Genomic DNA, 21804 nt, shown 5'->3' with positions numbered 1-21804 from the left:
ATGCGGCGATGGTGCGGTCCCGGTGCCGATCGCGGCTCGGTCACCGTCGAGGCCGCGCTCGCGCTCTGTTCGCTGGCCGTCTTCCTCGCCGTGGCGATCGGCGCGGTGATGGCCGTGGCAGCGTCCATCCGCTGCACCGACGCCGCCCGTGAGCTGGCCCGGCTCGCGGCGCGCGGTGAACCCGACCGCGGGCGCGCCGTGGCGGCCGAGCTCGCACCCACCGGCGCACGTCTCGACGTCGTGCAGCGCGGCGACACCGTCACGTCCGAGGTGTCGGCACAACTGCTGGTGCCGCTGCCGATCAGGGTGGGCGGGCGGGCCGTGGCTGCCGTCGAGCCGGGCACACCGTGAGCCGGCCTGCCGCGGTCGATCGCGAGAGCGGGTTGGCCACGGTCTGGGCCGCCGCCGGCGTCGCGGCGATCGTCGTCGCGATGGTGTTCGGCCTGCACCTGGCCGCCACGATCGCCGCACGACACCGTGCCGAGTCGGCGGCCGACCTCGCCGCGCTCGCGGCAGCAGGGCTCGCCGCGCAGGGCACCGTCACCGCTTGCGCCAGAGCCACCGAGCTCACCGCCGCGATCGGCGGCCGGGTCGTCCGGTGCCGCCTCTCCGGGTGGGATGCGCTCGTCGAGGTCGAGGTGCCCCTGCCCATCACCCTCCCCGGCCGCAGTGTCGCCGCAGGTAGGGCGCGGGCGGGCCCGGGAATCCCCGCCGCAGCCGAGCCACCGCCGCCCGGCGCGGCACAGCTGCCGTCGGTCGACACTGATCCACAACGGCCCGCTACACCCTCCCCCGCACGAAGATCCACCCCAAGATCGGCGAGCGGTCGCCGAGCTCGGCCGGGCGGGTCGCCACCGCCGCGACGGCGCCGCCGCTGCGGCAGTTCGCTCCGCCCGACGACTGGGCGCAGGGCCGATGCGTTCGTCGTTGCTGCTGCACCGATCGGCGACGCGCTCTGGCCTCGCGAGCACCGACGAGGGCCTACTGGAACCAGTCGCAACAACACAGTGTTCGCTCCCCAGACTGCGGTGGGGCCGGTGCGTCGCCCCGACGCCCACCCCCATTCCGGTTCCACCGCGCATCGGTCGTCGCCGGCCGGCCCCTCCCCCGACCGGGCCGGCCGGCGGCGACCTACCTCGCCTCGGCGCCGGACGTGGGCCCACCACGCAGCGCCGCGAGCACCACGTCGAGCACCATCACCGCACCGGCCTTGTCCAGCGGCGAGTTGCCGTTGCCGCACTTGGGCGACTGCACGCACGACGGGCACCCCGTGCGGCACTCGCAGTCGTCGATCGTGGCGCGCGTGGCCGCCAGCCACTCCAGCAGCACCACGTGACCCCGCTCGGCGAACCCGGCGCCACCGGGATGCCCGTCGTGCACGAACACCGTGGGGCGCCCGGTGGCCGGGTGCATGGCGGTGGACATGCCGCCGATGTCCCAGCGGTCGCAGGTGGCGAACAGCGGCAGCAGACCGATCGCGGCGTGCTCGGCGGCGTGCAGCGCCCCCGGCACCCTTGCGGGCTCGAGCCCGGCCGCCAGCAGCGTCTCCTCGGCCACGTCGTACCAGACGCCCCGGGTGTGCAGTGTCTGTTCCGGCAGGTCCAGTGGCACGGTCTCGAGCACCGTGCCGTCGGGCGACTTGCGCTGGTAGGCCACCACCTGCGACGTCACCGTCACCTCACCGAACGACACGTGCACCGGCCCGTACGCGCGGTGGTGCAGCACGCGGGCCACCTCCACGTCGGCGGTGGAGCGCGCGTCGGTGCGCCAGTCCGGGTCGGCCGCATGCACCAGCGCCACCGCCGCATCGAGATCGAGGTGATCCACCACGTAGCTCTCCCCGCGGTGCAGGTACACCGCCCCGGTGTGCGCGGTGGCGGGCGCGGAGCCCGCGTCCACCGTGCCGAGCATCCGGCCGGTCTCCGACTCCACCATCGCCACCTGGCCGAGCCCCGAACCCCGGATGTCCACCGACGCTGCCGGCTGCTCCCGGGTGGACGGCCAGTACCAGCCGGTGGGCCTGCGCCGCAGCACGCCGTCTCGCACGAGTTCCTCGAGCAGCACCTCGGTGGGGGCGCCGCCGAACACGGTGGCCACGTCGGCCTCGGTCAGCGGCAGCTCTGCGGCCGCACAGGCCAGGTGCGGTGCCAGCACGTAGGGGTTGCCCGGATCGAGCACGCATCCTTCCACCGGTGCGCCGAGCAGCGCCTGCGGGTGGTGCACGAGGTAGGTGTCCATCGGGTCGTCGCGGGCCACGAGCACCACCAGCGCCTCGTCGCTGCCGCGGCCTGCCCGCCCGGCCTGCTGCCAGAACGACGCGCGGGTGCCCGGGAAGCCCGCCACCACCACGGCGTCGAGACCGGAGATGTCCACCCCCAGCTCCAGCGCGTTGGTGGTGGCCACTCCCAGCAGATCACCGTCGGCGAGTGCGGCCTCCAGTGCACGGCGCTCCTCCGGCAGGTACCCGCCGCGGTAGGGCGACACCCGGGGCACGAGCGCGGGGTCGACGTCGGCGAGCACCCGCTGCGCGCCGAGCGCCGTCAGCTCCGCACCACGCCGCGACCGCACGAACGCCAGCGTGCGAGCACCCTCCAGCACCAGGTCGGCCAGCATCCGCGCCGCCTCGGCACCCGCGGCCCGCCGCACCGGGGCGCCGTTCTCCCCGGCCAGCTCCGGCAGCAGCGGCGGCTCCCACAGCACCACGGTGCGGCCTGCGGCGGGCGATGCGTCCACGGCGACCGCGCTCACCTCGCGCCCGGTCAGCCGCGACGCGAACGCGGCCGGCTCGGCCACCGTGGCCGACGCCAGCACGAGCGTGGGATGCGATCCGTAGCGCTCGCAGATGCGCAGCAGCCTGCGCAGCAGCAGCGCCACGTGCGAACCGAACACCCCGCGGTAGGTGTGGCACTCGTCGATCACGACGTAGCGCAGCTTCCGCAGGAAGCCCGCCCAGCGGCTGTGGCGCGGCAGCATCGAGCGATGCAGCATGTCGGGATTGCTGAACAGCCACCGCCCGTGCAGCCGGGCCCAGTCGCGGGCGTCGAGTGACGTGTCGCCGTCGAAGGTGGCCGGGCGCACGTCCTCGAGCCCCAGCGCGTCGAGCGCCCGCAGCTGATCGGCGGCGAGCGCCTTGGTCGGCGAGAGGTACAGGGCCGTGGCCCGGGGATCGGCGGCGAACGCCGTGAGCACCGGGAGCTGGTAGGCGAGCGACTTGCCGGATGCCGTGCCGGTGGCCACCACCACGTGGCGACCGGCGTGGGCCAGCTCCGCCGCAGCGGCCTGGTGCTGCCACGGGGCGAGCACGCCACGCCGGACGAAGGCCTCGCGGACCGCAGGCGGAGTCCACAGCGGCCAGCCCGCGGCATCACCCGCCCGCGGCGGCAGGTGCACCACATGGCGCAGCGGCCCATCGGGATCGGTCGCCGGATCGGCATCCGGATCCACCCCCGAGCCCGCGAGCACCCGGCGCAGCAGGTGGGTGCCGCGGTCTCCCGCTCTCACCCGTTCGTGCGTGGTGCCCATGGTCAGCGAGGTTGGCACACGGCACCGTCAATCGCTGCAGTGCCGTCTGCTGCAGAGCCGGCGATCATCGCAGTGCGCGCACCGCCGCATCGGCCACGCTGTCGAGTTCCTGCCGCGCCGCCTCCCAGCCGGGCTCGCGCCGCATCCGCGACATCAGCGCCACCACGAACCTGTTGTCGGTGCCCACCAACCCGGCGCTGTGGAGGTAGAACTGCGCCCCGAAGCAGCACATCCAACCCTGCTTGGCCACCACGTCCGGGTGGCCGCTGGTGCCGTCGGGCACCGCCTCGAGCCCGTACTGCTGGTCGAATCCGTCGGCGGCCTCCGCGGGTGAGCGATCCATCGCCGAGACCAGCAGCTCCCGCTCCTCCTCCGGCACGTCGTCGAGGATGTAGTGCCACACGCGCACCATGTCGGTGGCCGGCATCGCCATCTCGCCCCACTGCGACGGGTCCTCGGGTGCCGAGGTGTTCTCCAGGCCGGCGCGCTTGCTCAGGCGGCCTGCCGCGCCCGCCCCGTCGAACCCGCTCCACAGCGCGTTCATGGCGTCGTCGTCGCTCGGGCCCAGCGCCCGCCGGATCAGGTCGACGTCGGTCTCGGTCACCGGGAGTCCCTCGAGCCGGTGGCGGTCGAGCACGTCCACCGCCACCACCAGCTTGGACAGCGACGCCGTGTAGAACGGCTCCGTACCCCGGTCGCCCACCGCCAGCTCGCCCGTGACCCGGTCGAGCACGGCCACCCCGAGCTCGGTGCCGTCGTGCGCAGCCGCCTCGGCTGCCGTCACCGCCGTGGCGGCCATGCCGGTGCGCGCCGGCGGCGACTCCGTCGGGGGCCGGGCCACCAGCGGCTGCGGTGCGGGCGCCGTCGGAGCCATCGACGCCGCCCGCGCCGCGCCGGCCCGCGCGAACGGGCCCCAGCCCGGTTCCAGTACCGATCGCGCCCAGAGCGAGCCGCCTAGCACCAGCAGCAGCGCGCAACCCGCCACCAGCAGCGGGGTGCGCCACCCACCTGTGGCCGAGCGCATCACGGCAAGATCACGGATTGGCCCCTACGAAACACCGTTTCGCCCAGTTCGTAATGGAATCGTTATTCGAATCGCAAACCGTACACCCGCCCCGAGAGGCGTGGGTCACACTCCTACACTGCAAACGCCCGACGCCGCTTCTACCTGCGCCGACGGGCGTTATCGAGACGCCAGGGACGCCGTCCGAGTGCCCTGGCCCGAGTGACTCACTTGAACCAGGAGGACGGATGTCCCTGTCCACCGCCACGCTCGCCCAGGGCGCGTCAGACGCGCTCAAACTGGGCGAGAGCGGCTACATCATCGCTGGTGTAGTCGCGGTGGTCGCCATTATTGCCTTGGCCATCGGCTTCGTACTACGCCGGGAGGTGCTAGCCGCCGACGAGGGCACCCCCAAGATGCAGGAGATCGGCAAGGCGGTGCAGGAGGGCGCTTCGGCGTACCTCAACCGCCAGTTCCGCACCCTCAGCGTCTTCGTCGTCATCGTCTTCGTGGTGCTGTTCGCGCTCCCCGCCGACGACATCGGTGAGCGCATCGGCCGCTCCATCTTCTTCCTGATCGGCGCGGGATTCTCCGCGACGATCGGCTACATGGGGATGCGGCTGGCGACCTTCGCCAACATCCGGGTCGCCTCCGCATCGCGTGAGGACGGTGGCCGCGAGAAGGCCACCCGCATCGCGTTCCGCACCGGTGGTGTCGTCGGCATGTTCACCGTGGGCCTCGGCCTGCTCGGTGCTGCCATCGTCGTCCTCGTCTACGCCGGCCAGGCACCCAAGGTGCTCGAGGGCTTCGGCTTCGGGGCCGCACTGCTCGCCATGTTCATGCGTGTCGGCGGCGGCATCTTCACCAAGGCCGCCGACGTGGGCGCCGACCTCGTCGGCAAGGTCGAGCAGGGCATCCCGGAGGACGACCCCCGCAACGCCGCCACCATCGCCGACAACGTCGGTGACAACGTGGGCGACTGTGCCGGCATGGCCGCCGATCTCTTCGAGTCCTACGCGGTCACGCTCGTCGCCGCGCTGATCCTCGGCAGTGCCGCGTTCGGCCAGCAGGGCCTGCTGTTCCCGCTGATCGTGCCGGCCATCGGCGTGCTGACGGCCGTCATCGGCGTCTACATCACGAAGACCCGCGAGAACGAGAGCAGCCTCAAGTCGATCAACCGGAGCTTCTACATCTCCGCGGTGATCTCCGGCGTGCTCTGCATCATCGCGGCCTACCTGTACCTGCCCGGCACCTTCGCCGGGCTGGGCGGCGGTGCGCCCAACAGCGCGCCGACCGACAACACCGTCGTCGCCGCCATGGCAGGCAGCGACCCGCGGCTCATCGCCTCGATCGCGGTGATCATCGGCATCGTTCTCGCCGGCATCATCCTGTGGCTCACGGGCTACTTCACCGGTACCGAGGACAAGCCCGTCCAGGACGTGGGCAAGTCCTCGCTCACCGGTGCGGCCACGGTCATCCTCGCGGGCATCTCGATCGGCTTCGAGTCGGCCGTCTACACCGCGCTGGTGATCTCGGCCGCCGTGTTCGGCGCGTTCGCGCTGGCCACCGGGTCGATCACGGTGGCGCTGTTCGCGGTGGCGCTGGCCGGCACCGGCCTGCTCACCACGGTCGGTGTCATCGTCGCGATGGACACCTTCGGCCCCGTCGCCGACAACGCGCAGGGCATCGCCGAGATGTCGGGCGACGTCGAGGGTGCCGGCGTCGGCGTGCTGACCGAGCTCGACGCGGTCGGCAACACCACGAAGGCCATCACCAAGGGCATCGCGATCGCCACTGCCGTGCTGGCTGCAACGGCGCTGTTCGGCTCCTACCGGGACGCGATCACGCAGGCGCTGGCCGATGCGGGCGGCAAGCTGGAGACCGCGGGCACCGCGTTCGCCTACGAGGTGTTCGCCCCGAACACGCTGGTCGGCGTGATCATCGGCGCGTCGGTCGTCTTCATGTTCTCGGGACTGGCCATCAACGCCGTGACCCGGGCCGCAGGCGCCATCGTGTTCGAGGTGCGCCGCCAGTTCCGCGAGCACCCCGGGATCATGGACTACACGGAGAAGCCGGAGTACGGCCGCGTCGTGGACATCTGCACCCGCGACTCGCTGCGTGAGCTGGCCACCCCCGGCCTGCTGGCGATCCTCTCCCCGATCGCCGTCGGCTTCGGCCTCGGCGTCGGCCCGCTGGCCGGTTACCTGGCAGGCGCCATCGCCACCGGCACCCTGATGGCGATCTTCCTCGCCAACTCGGGTGGCGCATGGGACAACGCCAAGAAGCTGGTCGAGGACGGCAACCACGGTGGCAAGGGATCGCCCGCCCACGAGGCGACGATCATCGGTGACACCGTCGGTGACCCGTTCAAGGACACCGCAGGCCCGTCGATCAACCCGCTGATCAAGGTGATGAACCTGGTCTCCGTGCTGATCGCGCCGGCCGTCGTCACGCTCTCGGTCGGCGACTCGGCCTCCGCGCCGATCCGGATCGTGATCGCGCTCGTCGCGTTCGCGATCATCGTCGGCGCGGTCGTCGTGTCGAAGCGGCGGTCCACGTCGATCACCGACACCCCCGCCGAGACCACCGTCGGCTGACGGGTCCCGGTGGGCCGATCGGCCCACGAACACGACGGAGGCCGCTCACCCGGACGGGTGGGCGGTCTCCGTCGTTCGGAACGTGCCTGTACGTTCCCCGAACCCGACGCGCGCCGCGCGTCCCATTCGCCCGGGAGGGCGTGCCATGGGAAGCCGTTCCAGCATCGGCGTGCTCGCCGCTGCTCTCGTCATCGTCGCGGGGTGCAGTTCCGGCCCCAGCGCCGGCGCCGTCACCTGGACCAACGACGTCTGCGGGGCACTGACCGGCTTCGCCCGCTCCGCCGCAGCGCAACCGAAGATCAACAAAGACGATCCGGCCGGCGCTGTGCGCCTCCTGAGCACCTACTTCAGCTCCACCGCCGCCGCGCTGCAGGACGCGATCACCGGGCTCGACTCGGCCGGTCCGGCGCCGGTCACCGGCGGCGACGACTTCGTGGGGCGGCTCAAGACCACCCTCACCAGCATCCACAGCAGCTTCACCGACGCCGGCACGCGGCTCAGCGGCGTCGACAGCTCGAGCCCGGAGGCGCTGGCCGCGGCCCTTCCCGCCGTGGTGGCACCGCTGCAGAGCCTCAGCAGCCTCGCCGACCCGACCCGGGGCCTCGAGTCCAACGACGCCCTGCGTGCGGCTGCCGAGCAGGCCCCCAACTGCAAGCAGCTACGCTCCAAGTGACCGATGCCGTCGGCCGTGACATGGCCATCCGGGGCCCTCATCCGACCTTCGGGAGCAGGCACATGCAACGCTTCACCACACCGGTGCTGCTCGCTGCAGTGGCGACCACGGCCGTGCTCGCGGCCGGGTGCACCACCACCGTGAGCGGCGCTGCCGCACCCGCCGCCGCGAGCGCACCGCTGTCGAGCCCCGCAGCACCGGCAGGCGACGCGGTCGCCTGGGTCAACAGGGTCTGCGGTGCGCTGACACCACTGGACAAGCTGACCACGGCCGAGCCCGACATCGACCCGAACGAGCCCGGTGCCGCGGTCAAGGCGCTGAGCAGCCTGTTCGGCACCGCGATCACGGCGATGGACTCCGCCGTGTCGGGGCTCAAGGCCGCTGGCCCGTCGCCGGTCAAGGGCGGCGACGATCTCGTCAACAAGGTCTCATCGACGGTCACCTCGGTGCGGGGCAAGGTCGCGGACGCCAAGTCGAAGATCGACCAGATCGACCCGGCCGATCCGCAGCAGCTGGCCAGCACCCTCCCCGATGTGCTGGGTCCACTCACGGAGCTGACCAACCTGCCGTCCCCGACGGCGGATCTGGCCGCCAACGCCGAGCTCGAGAAGGCGGCCAAGCAAGCGCCCAACTGCACGGCCCTGAAGGCCATCGGAGGCTGACCGGATCGCATGTCCCGTACGTCGCAGCGCGCACTCGTCCTCCTCGCCGGACTCCTGATCGGCGCCGGCCCGCTCACCACCGGCTGCAGCGTCGGCGTCACCGGCACCCCCGCTGCCGATCCGGCGCCCGCGCCCACCGAGGGTCCCGGCAGCGACCCGGTGCCCTGGACCGGTCAGGTCTGCACGGCCGTGCTGGCCTTCGCGACCCCGGCCACCACCCGGCCCGACTTCGGCGCCTCCCCGGACCTGCCGGCCGTGCGGCAGCTGGCCAGCACCTACCTGACGTCGGTCGTGACCGGAACCGAGCAGGGCGTGGCGCAGCTGCGCACGCTGGGCCGCGAACCCGTGCCGGGCGGTGACGCTGCCGCGGCGGGAGTCCGCGACGCGCTCACCGCGGCCGGCCAGACCTTCACCGCGGCGCGCGCCACCGTCGATGGTGCCGATCCGGCCGACCCCGCCACGTTCGGAGCCGTGCTGGCACAGCTGGAGGGCACGCTCGGCACTCTCAGAGCGCCCGACCCGATCGCGTCCTTCGCCTCGGTCCCGCGCCTGCAGCGTGCCGCGGAGCAGGCGCCGCCGTGCCAGCAGCTCGCCGCACTGGCCGCCAACCCGCACTGATCGCCATCGCAGCGCTCGTTGCCGTCCCAGCGCTCGCCGACCCACCCCGATCGGCGATTTCCCGGCGCGCCCCCTGTACGTCGATCGAACGTGTGTTCTACGGTTTCGCTCGTGTCGCAGCCTTCGCTGTTCTCCGCCGGCGCGCGCCCACCTCAGGTGAGCGATCTGGCGGGGCTCCTGTGCGGTCCCGGCCAGATCGTGCGGTTCGGCGCCGGAGACCAGGCCCGGATCTCGGTGGTGCTCCCCCACCCCGAACGCGCCCCGTTCGTCGCCGCGGTGTGCGCGGCCGTCGGCGTCCCGATGGACACGGTCGTCACGGAGAGCGGGGCCACCGCGCTGCGGTCCGCCTTCCGCTGTGACCTGGCGGATCTGGCCAGGTCCTGGACGTGCGGCGCGGTCAAGACGGTGCCGGCCGGGTGGCAGCTCGACGGCTCCGCGCTGCGGCTGTGGGCGCTGTCGGCCGGCTGGTCGGACGAGCGCGGCGGCTACCTCCTCTCCCTCGACACGCACGCCCCACAGACCCACGACCGCCTGATCACCGCGGCCACGCGCGCCGGCATCCCGCCGGCCCGCGTCACGGGCGGCACGGCGCTGCGGATCAGCGGCACGCGGCGCGTCCAGCGGCTCGTCGAACTGGTCGGACCCGTCCCTCCGCGGCTCTCCCGGGAGGCCTGGCCGCGATACTGGGGCCGTACGGCGTCTTGACAGGTCTGGTTAGGCTCTCGCGGCACGGCCGGCACGGATGCCTGGAGTGAGACGAGCAACACAACGGGTGAGTGTGCGAACGTGGCAGTACGGCGACACGCCGCAACGGGGGACACGCATACTCGACATCCGGGGGCTCTCGCGCACCAGGCGCGCGGACCCGGGCAGAACGGCCGGAGCACCTTTCAGGCACGGCCGTAGACGATGGAGTAGGACCAGGTGGCAACCGGAACGACCAGTACCGCACCCGATACCCACGAGGACGCCAGCAGCAACGGAGCAGGCAGCAACGGGACGGGCGCGCGGAAGGCGGGTGGCAGTCGGCGTACCGGCACGCCCGCAGCCGCGGCCACCGGCCGGCCGATCCGCCGGCTGGTGATCGTGGAGTCGGGCACCAAGGCCAAGAAGATCCAGGCCTACCTCGGCAAGGACTACGTGGTGGAGGCCTCGGTCGGCCACATCCGGGATCTGCCACGCGGTGCCGCCGACGTGCCGGCCAAGTACAAGGGCGAGTCGTGGGCCCGGCTGGGTGTCGACGTCGACCACGAGTTCGCGCCGCTCTACATCATCACGCCCGAGAAGCGGGGCAAGGTCGCCGAGCTGCGCGACGCCATGAAGGGCGTCGACGAGGTCCTGCTCGCCACCGACCCCGACCGCGAGGGCGAGGCCATCGCCTGGCACCTGCTCGACACGCTCAAGCCGAAGATCCCGGTGCGCCGGATGGTCTTCCACGAGATCAGCGAGCCCGCCATCCGCGCGGCCGTGGAGAACCTGCGCGATCTCGACCAGGACATGGTCGACGCCCAGGAGACCCGCCGCATCCTGGACCGGCTCTACGGCTACGAGGTCTCCCCCGTGCTGTGGAAGAAGGTCATGCCGAAGCTGTCGGCGGGCCGAGTGCAGTCCGTGGCCACGCGGATCATCGTCCAGCGCGAGCGCGAGCGCATGGCGTTCGTCTCGGCCGGGTACTGGGACATCGCCGCCCAGATGGACGCCGGCGCCGACGCTGCGCCGCGCCAGTTCCCGTCGCGCCTCGTCGCGGTCGACGGCAGCCGCGTCGCCACGGGCCGCGACTTCGGCTCCGACGGGCAGCTCAAGACCGGCGGCAAGGACCCCGCCCGCGCCCTGGACGAGGCGAGTGCCCGCAGGCTCGCGGAGGCGCTGCAGGACCGCGCGCTGACCGTGGAGTCGGTGGAGTCCAAGCCGTACACGCGCAAGCCCTACCCGCCGTTCATGACGTCGACGCTGCAGCAGGAGGCCGGGCGCAAGCTGCGCTTCTCGGCCGACCGCACGATGCGCAGCGCGCAGCGGCTCTACGAGAACGGCTACATCACCTACCTGCGTACCGACTCCACCACGCTGTCGCCCTCGGCGATCGAGGCAGCGCGGTCGCAGGCGCGCGAGCTCTACGGCGACGCCTACGTCCCGGCGCAGCCGCGGCAGTACACGCGCAAGGTCAAGAACGCGCAGGAGGCCCACGAGGCCATCCGGCCCGCGGGCGACACCTTCCGCACGCCCGGCGACGTCGCCCGCGAGGTCGAGGGCGACGACTTCCGGCTCTACGAGCTGATCTGGCAGCGCACGGTGGCCTCGCAGATGGCCGACGCCCGCGGCACCACGGTCAGCATCCGGATCACGGGCAACGCCGCCACCGGCGAGGACGTCACGTTCGCCTCGTCCGGGCGCACCATCACGTTCCCCGGGTTCCTCAAGGCCTACGTCGAGACGGTCGACGACCAGGCGGGCGGCGAGGCCGACGACGCGGAGTCGCGGCTGCCGGAGCTGACGAAGGGGCAGGCGCTCACCGCGGCGTCGCTCACGCCGGAGGGGCACTCCACCAACCCGCCGTCGCGCTACACCGAGCCGAGCCTGATCAAGCACCTCGAAGATCTCGGCATCGGCCGCCCGTCCACCTACGCCACGATCATCAAGACGATCCAGGACCGCGGCTACGTGTGGAAGAAGGGCCAGGCGCTGGTCCCGTCGTGGATCGCGTTCGCGGTCACCGGGCTGCTCGAGCACCACTTCGGGCGCCTGGTCGACTTCGACTTCACCGCCGCCATGGAGGACGAGCTCGACTCGATCGCGTCCGGCACCCAGCAGCGCACCGACTGGCTGACGGGCTTCTACTTCGGCGCCGAGCAGGGCTCCGAGGGCTCCGTCGCGAGGGCAGGCGGGCTGAAGAAGCTCGTGGGCGTCAACCTCGAGGAGATCGACGCGCGGGAGATCAACTCCGTGCCGGTCTTCGACGACGTGGTGGTCCGGGTCGGGCGCTACGGCCCGTACCTGGAGCGCATTCGCGACGGCGTGTCGCAGCGGGCCAACCTGCCCGACGAACTGCCACCCGACGAGCTCACCCCCGAGGTCGCCGAGCAGCTGTTCTCGGTGCCGCAGGAGGGTCGCTCACTGGGTGTCGACCCGGTCACCGGGCACGAGATCGTGGCGAAGGAGGGCCGCTACGGGCCCTACGTCACCGAGATCCTGCCGGAGCCGGCAGCGCCGGAGGAGGCCCCCGCCGCCGAAGGTGCCGCGCCGAAGAAGGCCGGCACCAAGACCGCCGCCGCCAAGAAGGCGGCCGCGGCCAAGCCGAAGCCGCGCACCGGCTCGCTGTTCAAGGGCATGTCCACCGAGACGGTCACGCTCGAGGACGCGCTGCGGCTGCTGTCGCTGCCGCGGCTGGTGGGGTCCGACCCGGAGAGCGGCGACGAGATCACCGCGCAGAACGGCCGCTACGGGCCGTACCTGAAGAAGGGCACCGACTCGCGGTCGCTGACCAGCGAGGAGCAGATGTTCACCGTCACGCTCGACGAGGCGTTGGAGATCTACAAGCAGCCCAAGCAGCGCGGGCGTGCGGCCGCCTCGGCCACCCCGCCACTGCGCGAACTGGGCGCCGATACGGCCACGAAGAAGCCGATGGTCATCAAGGACGGCCGGTTCGGGCCCTACGTCACCGACGGCGAGACCAACGCGTCGCTGCGCAAGGGCGACGTGGTCGAGACGCTGACCGACGAGCGGGCCTCCGAGCTGCTGGCCGAACGCCGGCTGCGCGCGCCCGCACCGAAGAAGGCGCCGGCACGCAAGCCCGCGGCCCGCAAGCCTGCCGCGCCGCGCAAGAAGGCGCCCACCACCAAGTAGGTGGGCGGCCGGCCGTCAGGGCGTGAGCAACGCCTTGACGGCCGCCGCCACCCGGCCGCCGTCGGCGCGACCGGCCACCACGGCGCCCGCGCGCTTCATGACCTGGCCCATCTGGCGCTGGCCGGGCTGCTGCCCCAGCTCGGCGGCCGTCTCCTCGACGGCGGCCTTCGCGATGGCGGCGAGCTCGTCGTCGGTGAGCTGCTTGGGCAAGTAGCGCGCGAGGATCTCCCCCTCGGCGCGCTCCTTGGCGGCGAGCTCGTCGCGGCCGGCACCGGCGAACGCCTCGGCCGACTCCGCGCGCTTCTTGGCCTCGCGCGTGATGACCTTCAGCACCTCCGCGTCGTCGAGCTCGCGGGCCGACGTGCCGGCGACCTCGGCCACCCCGATCGCGGTCAGGGTCATCCGCAGCGTCGCCTTCACCAGCTCGTCGCGGGCCTTCATGGCAGCGGTCAGATCGGTCCGCAACTGCTCCTTGAGGGTGCTCACGACTGACAACGCTAGCGGTCCCGGACCCGGCGCGGCCCATCCCGGGGACCGACGTACGGTGGAAGGGTGAACAGCTGGGCTCGGCTCGCGCTCGGCGCGACCACCACAGGAGCGGCCACGGTCGCGTACGCGGCCGGCATCGAACGCCGTCGGTGGACGCTGCGCGAGACCACGTTGCCCGTACTGGCGGCGGATTCCCGCCCGTTGCGCATCCTGCACATCTCCGATCTGCACCTGATGCCGACCCAGCACAGCAAGCAGCGCTGGGTGGCCGCGCTGGCGGCGCTGGAGCCCGATCTCGTCGTCAACACCGGCGACAACCTGGCCCACCCGCGCGCGGTGCCCGCGGTCATCGCCGCGCTCGGCCCGCTGCTGGAACGTCCCGGCCTGTTCGTGTTCGGGAGCAACGACTACTTCGGTCCCACCCCGAAGAACCCGGCCCGCTACCTCACGAAGAGCAACCGCCGGGTCCACGGCGAGCCGCTGCCGTGGCGCGACCTGCGCGCCGCGATGATCGAGCGCGGCTGGCTCGACGCCACCCACGCCAGGGTCGAGCTGGACGTGGCAGGCGTCCCGGTGGCCGCCGCCGGTGTCGACGACCCGCACCTGGGCCTCGACCGCTACGACCGCATCGCGGGCGGCCCCACCGGTCGCCCCGGCCTGCGCCTGGGTCTCACGCACTCCCCCGAGCCCCACGTACTCGACTGCTTCGCCGGCGACGGCTACGACCTCGTGATGGCGGGTCACACCCACGGTGGCCAGCTGCGCGTCCCCGGCTACGGCGCGCTCACCACCAACTGCGGCCTGGACCGGGCCCGCGCCCGCGGAGCGTCCCGCTGGGGCGCGCACACCTGGCTGCACGTGTCGGCGGGCCTGGGCACCTCGCCGTTCGCCCCGGTCCGTTTCGCGTGCCCGCCCGAGGCGAGCCTGCTGACCCTGGTGCCCCGCACCGTCGGCACGTCGCACCAAAGCACCACCCCCGCAAAGGCGGTGGCGGACGTCAGCTAGACTCATCCACGGTTCGCAGCACGATCGCAAACCATCGGGGTGTGGCGCAGCTTGGTAGCGCGCTTCGTTCGGGACGAAGAGGTCGCAGGTTCAAATCCTGTCACCCCGACCACGTTTTCCCAGCTCAGGGCCGGTATCCCACACGGGAGACCGGCCCTTTGTCGTTGCCCGGGCACGGTTTGGGAGAAATCTGGGAGACGATCTTGAATGAGTGGTGCTTCCAACAGGCGGTCTCCCCTCCTTCAAGTCCCGAGTACCCGGTAGGAATGCCGCGACTCCGGCGATGTGGTCCGCCAGCCGATACGCGACCTGATCGACCCCTCGGCAACTCGATCCTCGGCTCCGGGGCGCCGAGTCGGCCGAGACCACCACCCCGCCCCGGCTCCGGTTTAGCCGCCGGGACCGGGACGAGGACGTCGACTCATCGTCAGCCGATGATCACCTCCACCACACACCTACCCACCACATTCGCGACGATCTGCCAGACGACCTCGCGCACTCGGCGCCAGGGTGTCTGCCGGCAGTCGGTGATGGGGGTTCGACATCCTTGGATGTCCGCGCTACGTTCGACCGGCTCGTGCGATTGGCCTCTCTGGTGACCGCCGACGGTCCGGCCCTCGGTCCCGACTCCTACCTCGGGCCGAGGGCCTCCGGATCCGCATGCTGTGTGTTTCCCCATGTCAATCCGCCTTGCTCGCTTCCTAACGTCGACGATCGTCAACGCATGCAAGAAGGATCGGCCTACCCATGCGGCCAGCTCCGCGAACCTGAGAGCCACGTACGACCGATGGTCGCGCATGTGCGACGACTGCCCAAAAGATGCACTGATTGCCGTGCGGCGTACCCCCGAACGCCGCAACGGCTCTCAGGCTGAGAAGCTCGTCTTCGATCCGGCGGGCGCCCGTGTCCACTGGACCTCCATAAGACAGCTCGGCGCACGACTAGCGGCAATATCGGAACCGCTGGCCCGTTAGACGTTCACCATGAGATCGAGGGTCGTGCCGACACTCGGGGCGCTGAAGTCGATTCCGACCTCAAGCCTTGAGCAACTCGTCCAGCACGGTGACCGGCGAGCCTTCACTCATCTCGCGGCGTTGGGTCAGTGCCGCCTCCCAGACCTCCGTCAAGCCGTCCATGAGTCGCGTCCGCATCACTGGGGTCACATGCGAGTAGCGCGCCTGAACGGAGCCGTCCTCGTGTCCCATCCGCTCGTCCATCAGCTTCGGCGGGACCGCCAGTTCTTCCATGAGCGTCTTGTGGGTATGCCGCAGCCCGTGCGGCGTCAGTCCCCGAGCGATGGGGAGCCAGCACGCATCCGCTCGGCCGGCGGCGTTTCTCCCCCTCACCGGGACCCCCGGCCATGGAGATCCGAGCAGCGGCACCGGGCGAGCCGGCGACGGCGCCTTGCGCGGGTACCAGCCCGTCGCTGCGGGCTGGAAGAGCCACGTGGCAAACCCGTTCCTGCGCCAGTGGGCCGCCAGCCCTCCAGACGAGCCACCGCGGACGTAGCCGAGTTCCTGGACAGCCGCGCGAACCCTCAATTGAGTTACGTCAGGGACGGAATCCGGCCGGTTCAGCACCGCTGACACCGTTCCGGTCGACACCCCTGCCCGCCGCGCGACGTCGACGAGCTTGGGCCCGAAGTTGCGTGCGGCGCCATTGGCGGCGCGGTGGCCGCCAAAGACGTAGGTGCGCCCATGACACGCGCACGGCTTCGGTTGCGTGCGGGCGAGATGTCCGGCAAGCAAGCCTGCCAGCCCTTCGGGCACATCGATCGTCCGGTGCGAATCGTCCTTGGGTGGGCACCGGTGCATCTCTCCGGTGTCAAGTTCGTAGAGCTGCCATTCGACGCGGACGCTTGTCCCGCGAACGTACTCCGTCTCCAGCCCGACAAGCTCTCCCCATCGAATTCCCGTGAGCCCCATAAGCGCGACGGCCACGAACTCGTCGTCTCGACCGGAGAGCAATGCTGCCCTCTCGGCGATAAGGAGAGTGCCGGCGAGCGTTGTCACCGTCTTCTCCGGTCCACGGTTGCGGGATCGCCCGGCGCGCTTTCCTCTACCGCGACGCTTCGCCGCTGGGTTGGTGTCGCGGATGCCTTCCTCCATGGCGTCGGCGAGGATGAGGTGCAGAGTCCCGCGCCACGTCTTGACGCTGGATGGCGCGTACGGAACGGCCCGCTCCTTCTTCTCCCAGGCACTGATATCGGTTGCTCGGATGTCGGCGATCGCCGTGTTTTCGAACGTGGGCATGAGGTGCTCCTCGATGTGCCGCCTGTAGTTCTGCATCGTGGAGGCCGCCAGGTCCTGCGCCTCGTACCACCGGCTCGCGTACTCGCCGAACGTGGTCCTGCCGATAGCGGGATCCCGTCGACCCCCGCGACGGATTGCCGCTTCGGCATCATCTGCTGCCAGCTCCGCGTCACGCTTCGTTCGAAATCGTGTAACGCCACCACTCACATCGGTGACTGTGCCGTACTGCCCTCGGTCGATCTTGTATCGCCCACGCCAGTAAGTCCCGCGCTTCTCCGCGTATCCCATGAAATCGCTCCCAAGTTGGGCAGTATCGCTCAATCAAAGCCGTCGACCACGAATGCTGGTTTCACGCAGCGTTGACCTGTCCCGCTTGTATGCTGCGGACGCGACGCGGTGTGCGAGCCGTCAATCGGACCTTTGGCTCGATCATCGGCTTCCTACGGGCTCGGACGACTCGCTCCCCCTCGGCGGAGATCGAGGCGTTGCCGTCGGGCCTGCTCTCGAAGATCGCGACGATCTCCGCAATGTGGTCCCGCGTGAACAGGTAGCTGCCGCCGATCCAACTGAATGGGATGCGCCCGCGGCGCGCCTGTTCCTTGATCCACCATGTCGAGCACCGAAGCATCGCAGCGACCTCGGCGGGCTTGTAGAGCGTCACAACGGTGGGGGTGGCTGCCATCCTCGGTCTCCCTGGTTGACGAAGTTCGGGGCGGGACATCATTGGCTACTCATCGTTACCTCGGCGCGAGAGGGCTTTGATCGGACTGCGAGGGTTCCGTCTGCACGTTTTGGCGGGCGCCGTGGTAGCCGTTCTAAACCGCTAAACCGCTGAAACATGGGTTGACCTGCGGATACGTTCGGCGGTTTGGTTTCGGCCAGCGGTTTGCAAACCGCTAAACCGCGCGGTTTGGCGGTTTGGAAACCGCTCGCGCCTGTTAAACCGCAAGATCCACAACTACTGTTTTCCCAGGTCGGATCAGGTGTAGTGCGGTATAGCGGTTTGAAACGGCTTATACCCCGTGTGTGTTGGAGCTACCAACTTGATCTACGTGTTGGACCCAGTACCGGCGCCCGTGTCCGTGCTCGTCGTTCACGCTGCGTAGAACAACGGTGTCTCTCCACCGGTCGAGCTGACCGGTCAGCCGCCGGCCCAATGACCGCACCGACGGGAGTTGGCCGTTCGGGGTCATGGGGAACGTGCCCGACCAGGGGTCGCCGCTGAACCCGCCACCTCCGGATGTTTCAGCGCTTGTCCGTAGCTCGTTGGCGGTGAGGTGCCGGTCGGCGTGCAGGGTGCGCCAGCGCAGCAGGAACGCCCGCCATTCCGCGGCGTCGTCGTCGAGGCCGCGGGCGGTGTCAGCATTGGTGAGGAACCCGGGGACCTGGTGGTGCTCGAGGAACCCACCGACGTGCTGCGCCCACTTGGTGAACTGGCGCATCTCCGGCACCGAGCTGGAGGTCGGGGCGCCGTGGGCGGTCCAGTCCAGGATCAACGTGAGGACGTGGCGCAGCACGGTGGCTTGGTTGGCCGGCTGCAGGATCCACGAGTCGAGATTCGGGATGGTGAACCCGGTCCGCGCTTCCGGACGGGGGCAGTCCGGGTCCAGGCGCACCCACACCGCCCGGGAGGCCATGTCCCCGCCGGTGCGCAGGTTGTTCCCGGTCGCCAACCACAGCCGATCGTTCGGGAACGTCGACGCCGTGTTCGTGCCGAGCTTGCGGTCGGTCCAGGTCCGCTCGGTCACGAGCCGGGCGAGGACGGCGGAGTCGATGACCGCGCCCTCGATGAGGTTGTCGAACACGACCACACCGACCGCATCGGCGAGCACGGTGGTGATGGACTTGCGCAACTCGTCATCGGAGTCGGTCCACGTGAGCACGCGTTGCCCGACGAGTAGCCCGACGCAGCCGGCGAGGATGGTTTTCCCGGATCCGGGCATGGTCGCCTCAATCACCCCGAACGGAGACAACGAGCGGGTGTAGGGGCGGATGATCGGCGACACCAGCAGCGCCAGATAGTTCGCGCGGTCAGCGTCGGAGCGCCACGGGAAGTCGCGCAGGAACCGCTCCACCAGGAACTCCCGCGATGCCGCCACCGCGTCAGCGGCAGGCCGATCCGGGATCGGGTCCAACGCGGTTGTCGAGGCGAGGTAGAACCCGGTCGCTGGGTCATAGCCCGGGGTCTGGAGCAACGTGCCGTCCGGGCGTAGCACCGGGGTCGGGATGATCCGGTGCAGCACCGGCAACCCCGGCCAGGACTGGCGCGCCAGCACCGCGGAGAGCACCCCACCGCCCGGCGAGACTTCCTCGTCGTAGGAGTCGCCGTTGCGGTCTTTGCGGGGCCGGATGATGTCGGCGTGCTCGGCGAGCAGCGCCGCGAGCAGTGGCGGCCGTAGCGGACTCGCCGAGAGCGGCAACGCCACATCCTCGTCGCCCGCGGCCGGACCACCCGCACCCGACACGGCCTCGATCACCACCGGTTGGCCGTCGGTGACGTAGGTGTCGGGCAGCAGGCCGGCGTCCACGACGTCGGTCAGGATCCGGATCGACTCCGGATCCGCCCCGACCCGCACCCTCGGGCGGCCACCGGTCCCGACCGGCCACATTCGCCGCGGGGGCGGGGTCATCTCAGCGTTGCTCACCGTGTCTCCTCCGTCGAAGTGGTGGCGTAAGTGGGCCGTCGTGGCGTCGACGACTGAGGCCTGCTCAGCGGGCCCTGAGAGCCGTTGTGCGGGCCGTTCGGGACGTGGTCGGGGTGGTGGGCCGGCCCGGATCGGGCGGTAGTGGTGGTCATGCGGCATCTCCGATCGAGCGGCGCCGTTTGGCGCCGGCCTTGAGCCCGGAGGTGATCGTTTGCTCGGCTTGACGACGGCTGTAGGCGCCGGTTGCGATGTGCCGGGCGGCGGCATCGAGCAGCGCCGCGCGGGCGCGGTCCTCGGGGAGGGCGCGGCCCTCGACAAGCTGCCCCAGAGCGTTCGCGGCGCAGTACAGGGTGAAGTTGCGCTGCCCGCCCGGCGCGTTGTGCACTCGCGATGTTTCAGCCGCTATGGCCGCGTCGATGTAGCGGGCGGCGCGGCCGGTCCCGGTGCGGATCGGTGGTGGCGGTGCCGGCAGCGGTGCCGGTCGCAAGCGCTGCACCATCCACGCCGGCAGCGCGACCGGGGTCCGGTAGTCGACCACCCGGTATCGGCCATCGCGGGTGGTGGAGCCGGCGGCGAGGACGTAGCCGCCATTTGTCGTTGCTTTGCTGGCGTGTCTCGTTTCTTCGGGGTTTCTGGGTCGAGTGTGCGTAGGCCCCACTCACCTGACCGACGTCGCGTCCCCTTGCGGCGTCGACGAATCGCGGACAACTGGCCCTCCGCTAGCACGTTCGTCGATCGCCGCCATGTTGACGACGATTGAGCTTGACCCCTGGCGCCGGACACGTCACCTGAGGTGGACCCGGTCCACCAGGGAGGATGTCGTTCGTGCCTGCACCTCACCCGCCGGAGTTCCGGCGTCGCGCTGTGGACCTTGCCCGGCTGGGCGATAAGCCGGTCTCGGTGGTCGCGAAAGAACTGTCGATCTCCGAGTCGTGCCTGCGGAACTGGATGGCCCAGGCCGACGCCGACACCGGCGCCACCGATTCCCGGCTGTCCAGCGCCGACAGACGTGAACTGGCCGAACTCCGCAAGGAGAAGCGGCGCCTGGAGATCGAGAACGAGATCCTCAAACGCGCTGCCGCGTACTTCGCCCGGGAGAACGTCCTCCCAAAGTAGTCTTCCCGCTGGTCCGTGAACTCGCCGACGACGGATTCGACGTCGCGGTGACCTGCCGGGTCCTTGGCGTGCGACGCCAAGGCTTCTACGAATGGCGATCCGGGATGAAATCGGCCCGCGCCGTGGAGAACGAGTTGCTGCTCAAACACATCGAGAAGATCCACGAGGACTCCCGCGGAACGTACGGCTGGCCGCGGGTGCACGCCGAGCTGACCCTCGGGCTCGGGATCGCGGTCAACCACAAGCGGGTCGCGCGGATCATGCGCGAGGCCGGGATCCAGGGCCTCTACCGGCGGCGACGCCGTGGCTGTACGGTCCGTGACCCGCACGCCGAGCTGTATGCCGACCTGGTCGACCGCGACTTCGTCGTCGACGGCCCGGACGAGCTGTGGTGCACCGATATCACCGAACATCCGACGCTGGAAGGGAAGGTGTACTGCGCAGCGGTTCTCGACTCCTATTCACGGCGCGTGATCGGCTGGTCGATCGACGACAACATGCGCACCGAACTCGTCATCGACGCACTCAGTATGGCTATCGCCCGTCGCGACCCCGAACGCTACACCGCGATCCTGCATTCTGACCACGGGTCGCAATTCACATCTTGGGCGTTCGGCCGGCGGTTGGTCGACGCCGGACTCGTCGGCTCCATGGGCTCGATCGGAGACTGCTACGACAACTCCCTGGTCGAGTCGTTCTGGGGAACCATGCAACTCGAACTCCTCGACTCCAGAACCTGGAAAACCCGGGCCGAGCTTGCCAACGCAATATTCGAGTGGATAGAGTGCTGGTACAACCCGACAAGGCGTCATTCCAGCATCGGAATGCTCTCCCCGGCTGACTACGAAGCGGCCCACACCCCGCCAGACCAAGATCACTGACCCCACACCGTCAGTGTCCGGCGCAGGGGGTCAAGCTCAGATCGACCTTGTGACGACGCTGCCCGGCGTCGCGGCTGCGGCGCCACCCGGGGTCCTGGTTGTCGCCCCACCATCGGGACGATTCAACGAACCAGGCTTCTGGCACTTCCCAGGTCAGGTGTGCTGTGACGCACTGATTGCCAGAGTCGATCAGGGTGCCCCAATACGAACGGAAGCGGTGTTCGTGGGCGCACCCACGGTGCGGCAGGCGCTCACAGATCAACTACATGCACAGGTCGGGTTGCCAGGGTAGCGTCGGCGTGAGCCAAGAACGTGGAGGGCGGCATGGCATCACAAGCGCGGGTAGCGCACCAACCAGAGCCGGACGAAGACTTCCCGCCGCTTCCGACGGAACGCGCGGCGCCGCGCCTACCTGACGACGCCATCCCTGAACTCGATGAGGACGAGCCTCCGATCGCGCCGACGGAGGACCTCCCCCACGTGCCGGATCCGTTTGTCCCG

Annotated in this window: 17 protein-coding genes, 1 tRNA gene and 1 pseudogene; 12 read left to right on the top strand and 7 right to left on the bottom strand. The window is 70.4% G+C overall.

Features of this window, described 5'->3' with window-relative positions; translation table 11 throughout:
- Window positions 1–351, top strand: a complete 351-nt coding sequence (locus ACFPFQ_RS07160) for a TadE family type IV pilus minor pilin (protein WP_379616044.1) — start codon at window positions 1–3, stop codon at window positions 349–351.
- Window positions 348–689 (top strand): annotated as a pseudogene (locus tag ACFPFQ_RS07155) (Rv3654c family TadE-like protein); the annotation flags it as partial. The gene ACFPFQ_RS07160 and the pseudogene ACFPFQ_RS07155, both read left to right, overlap by 4 nt.
- Window positions 690–1131: 442 nt before the next feature.
- Here the strand turns inward: ACFPFQ_RS07155 and ACFPFQ_RS07150 are convergent.
- Both ACFPFQ_RS07150 and ACFPFQ_RS07145 read right to left on the bottom strand, forming a co-directional pair.
- Window positions 1132–3522 carry a DEAD/DEAH box helicase gene (locus ACFPFQ_RS07150; protein WP_379616042.1) on the bottom strand — a complete coding sequence of 797 codons (2391 nt, stop codon included), beginning with the start codon at window positions 3520–3522 and terminating at the stop codon, window positions 1132–1134.
- A 64-nt stretch (window positions 3523–3586) separates the two neighbouring features.
- Window positions 3587–4546, bottom strand: a complete 960-nt coding sequence (locus tag ACFPFQ_RS07145) for a hypothetical protein (protein WP_379616040.1) — start codon at window positions 4544–4546, stop codon at window positions 3587–3589.
- Window positions 4547–4773: 227 nt separating this feature from the next.
- On the opposite strand from ACFPFQ_RS07145, the gene ACFPFQ_RS07140 reads away from it, so the two are divergent.
- The 6 genes from ACFPFQ_RS07140 (at window position 4774) to topA (ending at window position 12915) form a co-directional block, all read left to right on the top strand.
- Window positions 4774–7122: a sodium-translocating pyrophosphatase gene (locus tag ACFPFQ_RS07140; RefSeq protein WP_379616038.1), complete on the top strand. Its 2349-nt coding sequence runs from the start codon at window positions 4774–4776 to the stop codon at window positions 7120–7122.
- 145 nt (window positions 7123–7267) lie between these two features.
- Window positions 7268–7795: a hypothetical protein gene (locus tag ACFPFQ_RS07135; protein WP_379616036.1), complete on the top strand. Its 528-nt coding sequence runs from the start codon at window positions 7268–7270 to the stop codon at window positions 7793–7795.
- Between the two features lie 62 nt (window positions 7796–7857).
- Window positions 7858–8457 (top strand): hypothetical protein, encoded by a 600-nt coding sequence (locus tag ACFPFQ_RS07130; RefSeq protein WP_379616034.1) that lies wholly within the window; start codon window positions 7858–7860, stop codon window positions 8455–8457.
- 9 nt (window positions 8458–8466) lie between these two features.
- The gene (locus ACFPFQ_RS07125) at window positions 8467–9075 is read left to right on the top strand and encodes a hypothetical protein (RefSeq protein ID WP_379616032.1); all 609 of its coding nucleotides are present in this window, start codon (window positions 8467–8469) and stop codon (window positions 9073–9075) included.
- A gap of 111 nt (window positions 9076–9186) precedes the next feature.
- Window positions 9187–9780, top strand: coding sequence for a hypothetical protein (locus tag ACFPFQ_RS07120; protein ID WP_379616030.1), 594 nt, complete (start codon window positions 9187–9189; stop codon window positions 9778–9780).
- A 363-nt stretch (window positions 9781–10143) separates the two neighbouring features.
- Window positions 10144–12915 (top strand): type I DNA topoisomerase, encoded by a 2772-nt coding sequence (gene topA, locus ACFPFQ_RS07115; protein ID WP_379616103.1) that lies wholly within the window; start codon window positions 10144–10146, stop codon window positions 12913–12915.
- A gap of 15 nt (window positions 12916–12930) precedes the next feature.
- Here the strand turns inward: topA and ACFPFQ_RS07110 are convergent, their stop codons facing one another.
- Window positions 12931–13401, bottom strand: a complete 471-nt coding sequence (locus ACFPFQ_RS07110) for a GatB/YqeY domain-containing protein (RefSeq protein ID WP_379616028.1) — start codon at window positions 13399–13401, stop codon at window positions 12931–12933.
- Window positions 13402–13467: 66 nt separating this feature from the next.
- On the opposite strand from ACFPFQ_RS07110, the gene ACFPFQ_RS07105 reads away from it, so the two are divergent.
- Both ACFPFQ_RS07105 and ACFPFQ_RS07100 read left to right on the top strand, forming a co-directional pair.
- Window positions 13468–14409, top strand: coding sequence for a metallophosphoesterase (locus ACFPFQ_RS07105; RefSeq protein WP_379616026.1), 942 nt, complete (start codon window positions 13468–13470; stop codon window positions 14407–14409).
- A gap of 35 nt (window positions 14410–14444) precedes the next feature.
- A tRNA-Pro gene (locus ACFPFQ_RS07100) sits at window positions 14445–14521 on the top strand.
- 922 nt (window positions 14522–15443) lie between these two features.
- On the opposite strand, the gene ACFPFQ_RS07095 is transcribed toward ACFPFQ_RS07100, so the two are convergent.
- The 4 genes from ACFPFQ_RS07095 to ACFPFQ_RS07080 form a co-directional block, all read right to left on the bottom strand.
- Window positions 15444–16949 carry a LacI family DNA-binding transcriptional regulator gene (locus tag ACFPFQ_RS07095; protein ID WP_379616024.1) on the bottom strand — a complete coding sequence of 502 codons (1506 nt, stop codon included), beginning with the start codon at window positions 16947–16949 and terminating at the stop codon, window positions 15444–15446.
- Between the two features lie 61 nt (window positions 16950–17010).
- Entirely contained in the window at window positions 17011–17343 is a 333-nt protein-coding gene (locus tag ACFPFQ_RS07090) for a helix-turn-helix domain-containing protein (RefSeq protein ID WP_379616022.1), read from the bottom strand.
- A 331-nt stretch (window positions 17344–17674) separates the two neighbouring features.
- The gene (locus ACFPFQ_RS07085; protein WP_379616020.1) at window positions 17675–19306 is read right to left on the bottom strand and encodes a hypothetical protein; all 1632 of its coding nucleotides are present in this window, start codon (window positions 19304–19306) and stop codon (window positions 17675–17677) included.
- A gap of 148 nt (window positions 19307–19454) precedes the next feature.
- Window positions 19455–19844 (bottom strand): hypothetical protein, encoded by a 390-nt coding sequence (locus ACFPFQ_RS07080; protein ID WP_379616018.1) that lies wholly within the window; start codon window positions 19842–19844, stop codon window positions 19455–19457.
- 278 nt (window positions 19845–20122) lie between these two features.
- Between ACFPFQ_RS07080 and ACFPFQ_RS07075 the strand changes: the two genes are divergently transcribed.
- Window positions 20123–20422 (top strand): transposase, encoded by a 300-nt coding sequence (locus ACFPFQ_RS07075; protein WP_379616016.1) that lies wholly within the window; start codon window positions 20123–20125, stop codon window positions 20420–20422.
- Between the two features lie 47 nt (window positions 20423–20469).
- Complete coding sequence (locus ACFPFQ_RS07070) at window positions 20470–21303, top strand: IS3 family transposase (RefSeq protein ID WP_379616014.1); 834 nt, start codon at window positions 20470–20472, stop codon at window positions 21301–21303.
- Window positions 21304–21804 lie beyond the last annotated feature (501 nt).

This window comes from Pseudonocardia sp. GCM10023141 (assembly GCF_042653605.1).
Note: the sequence above shows the minus strand (reverse complement) of the source record. Positions and strands in the feature narration are given on the sequence as shown.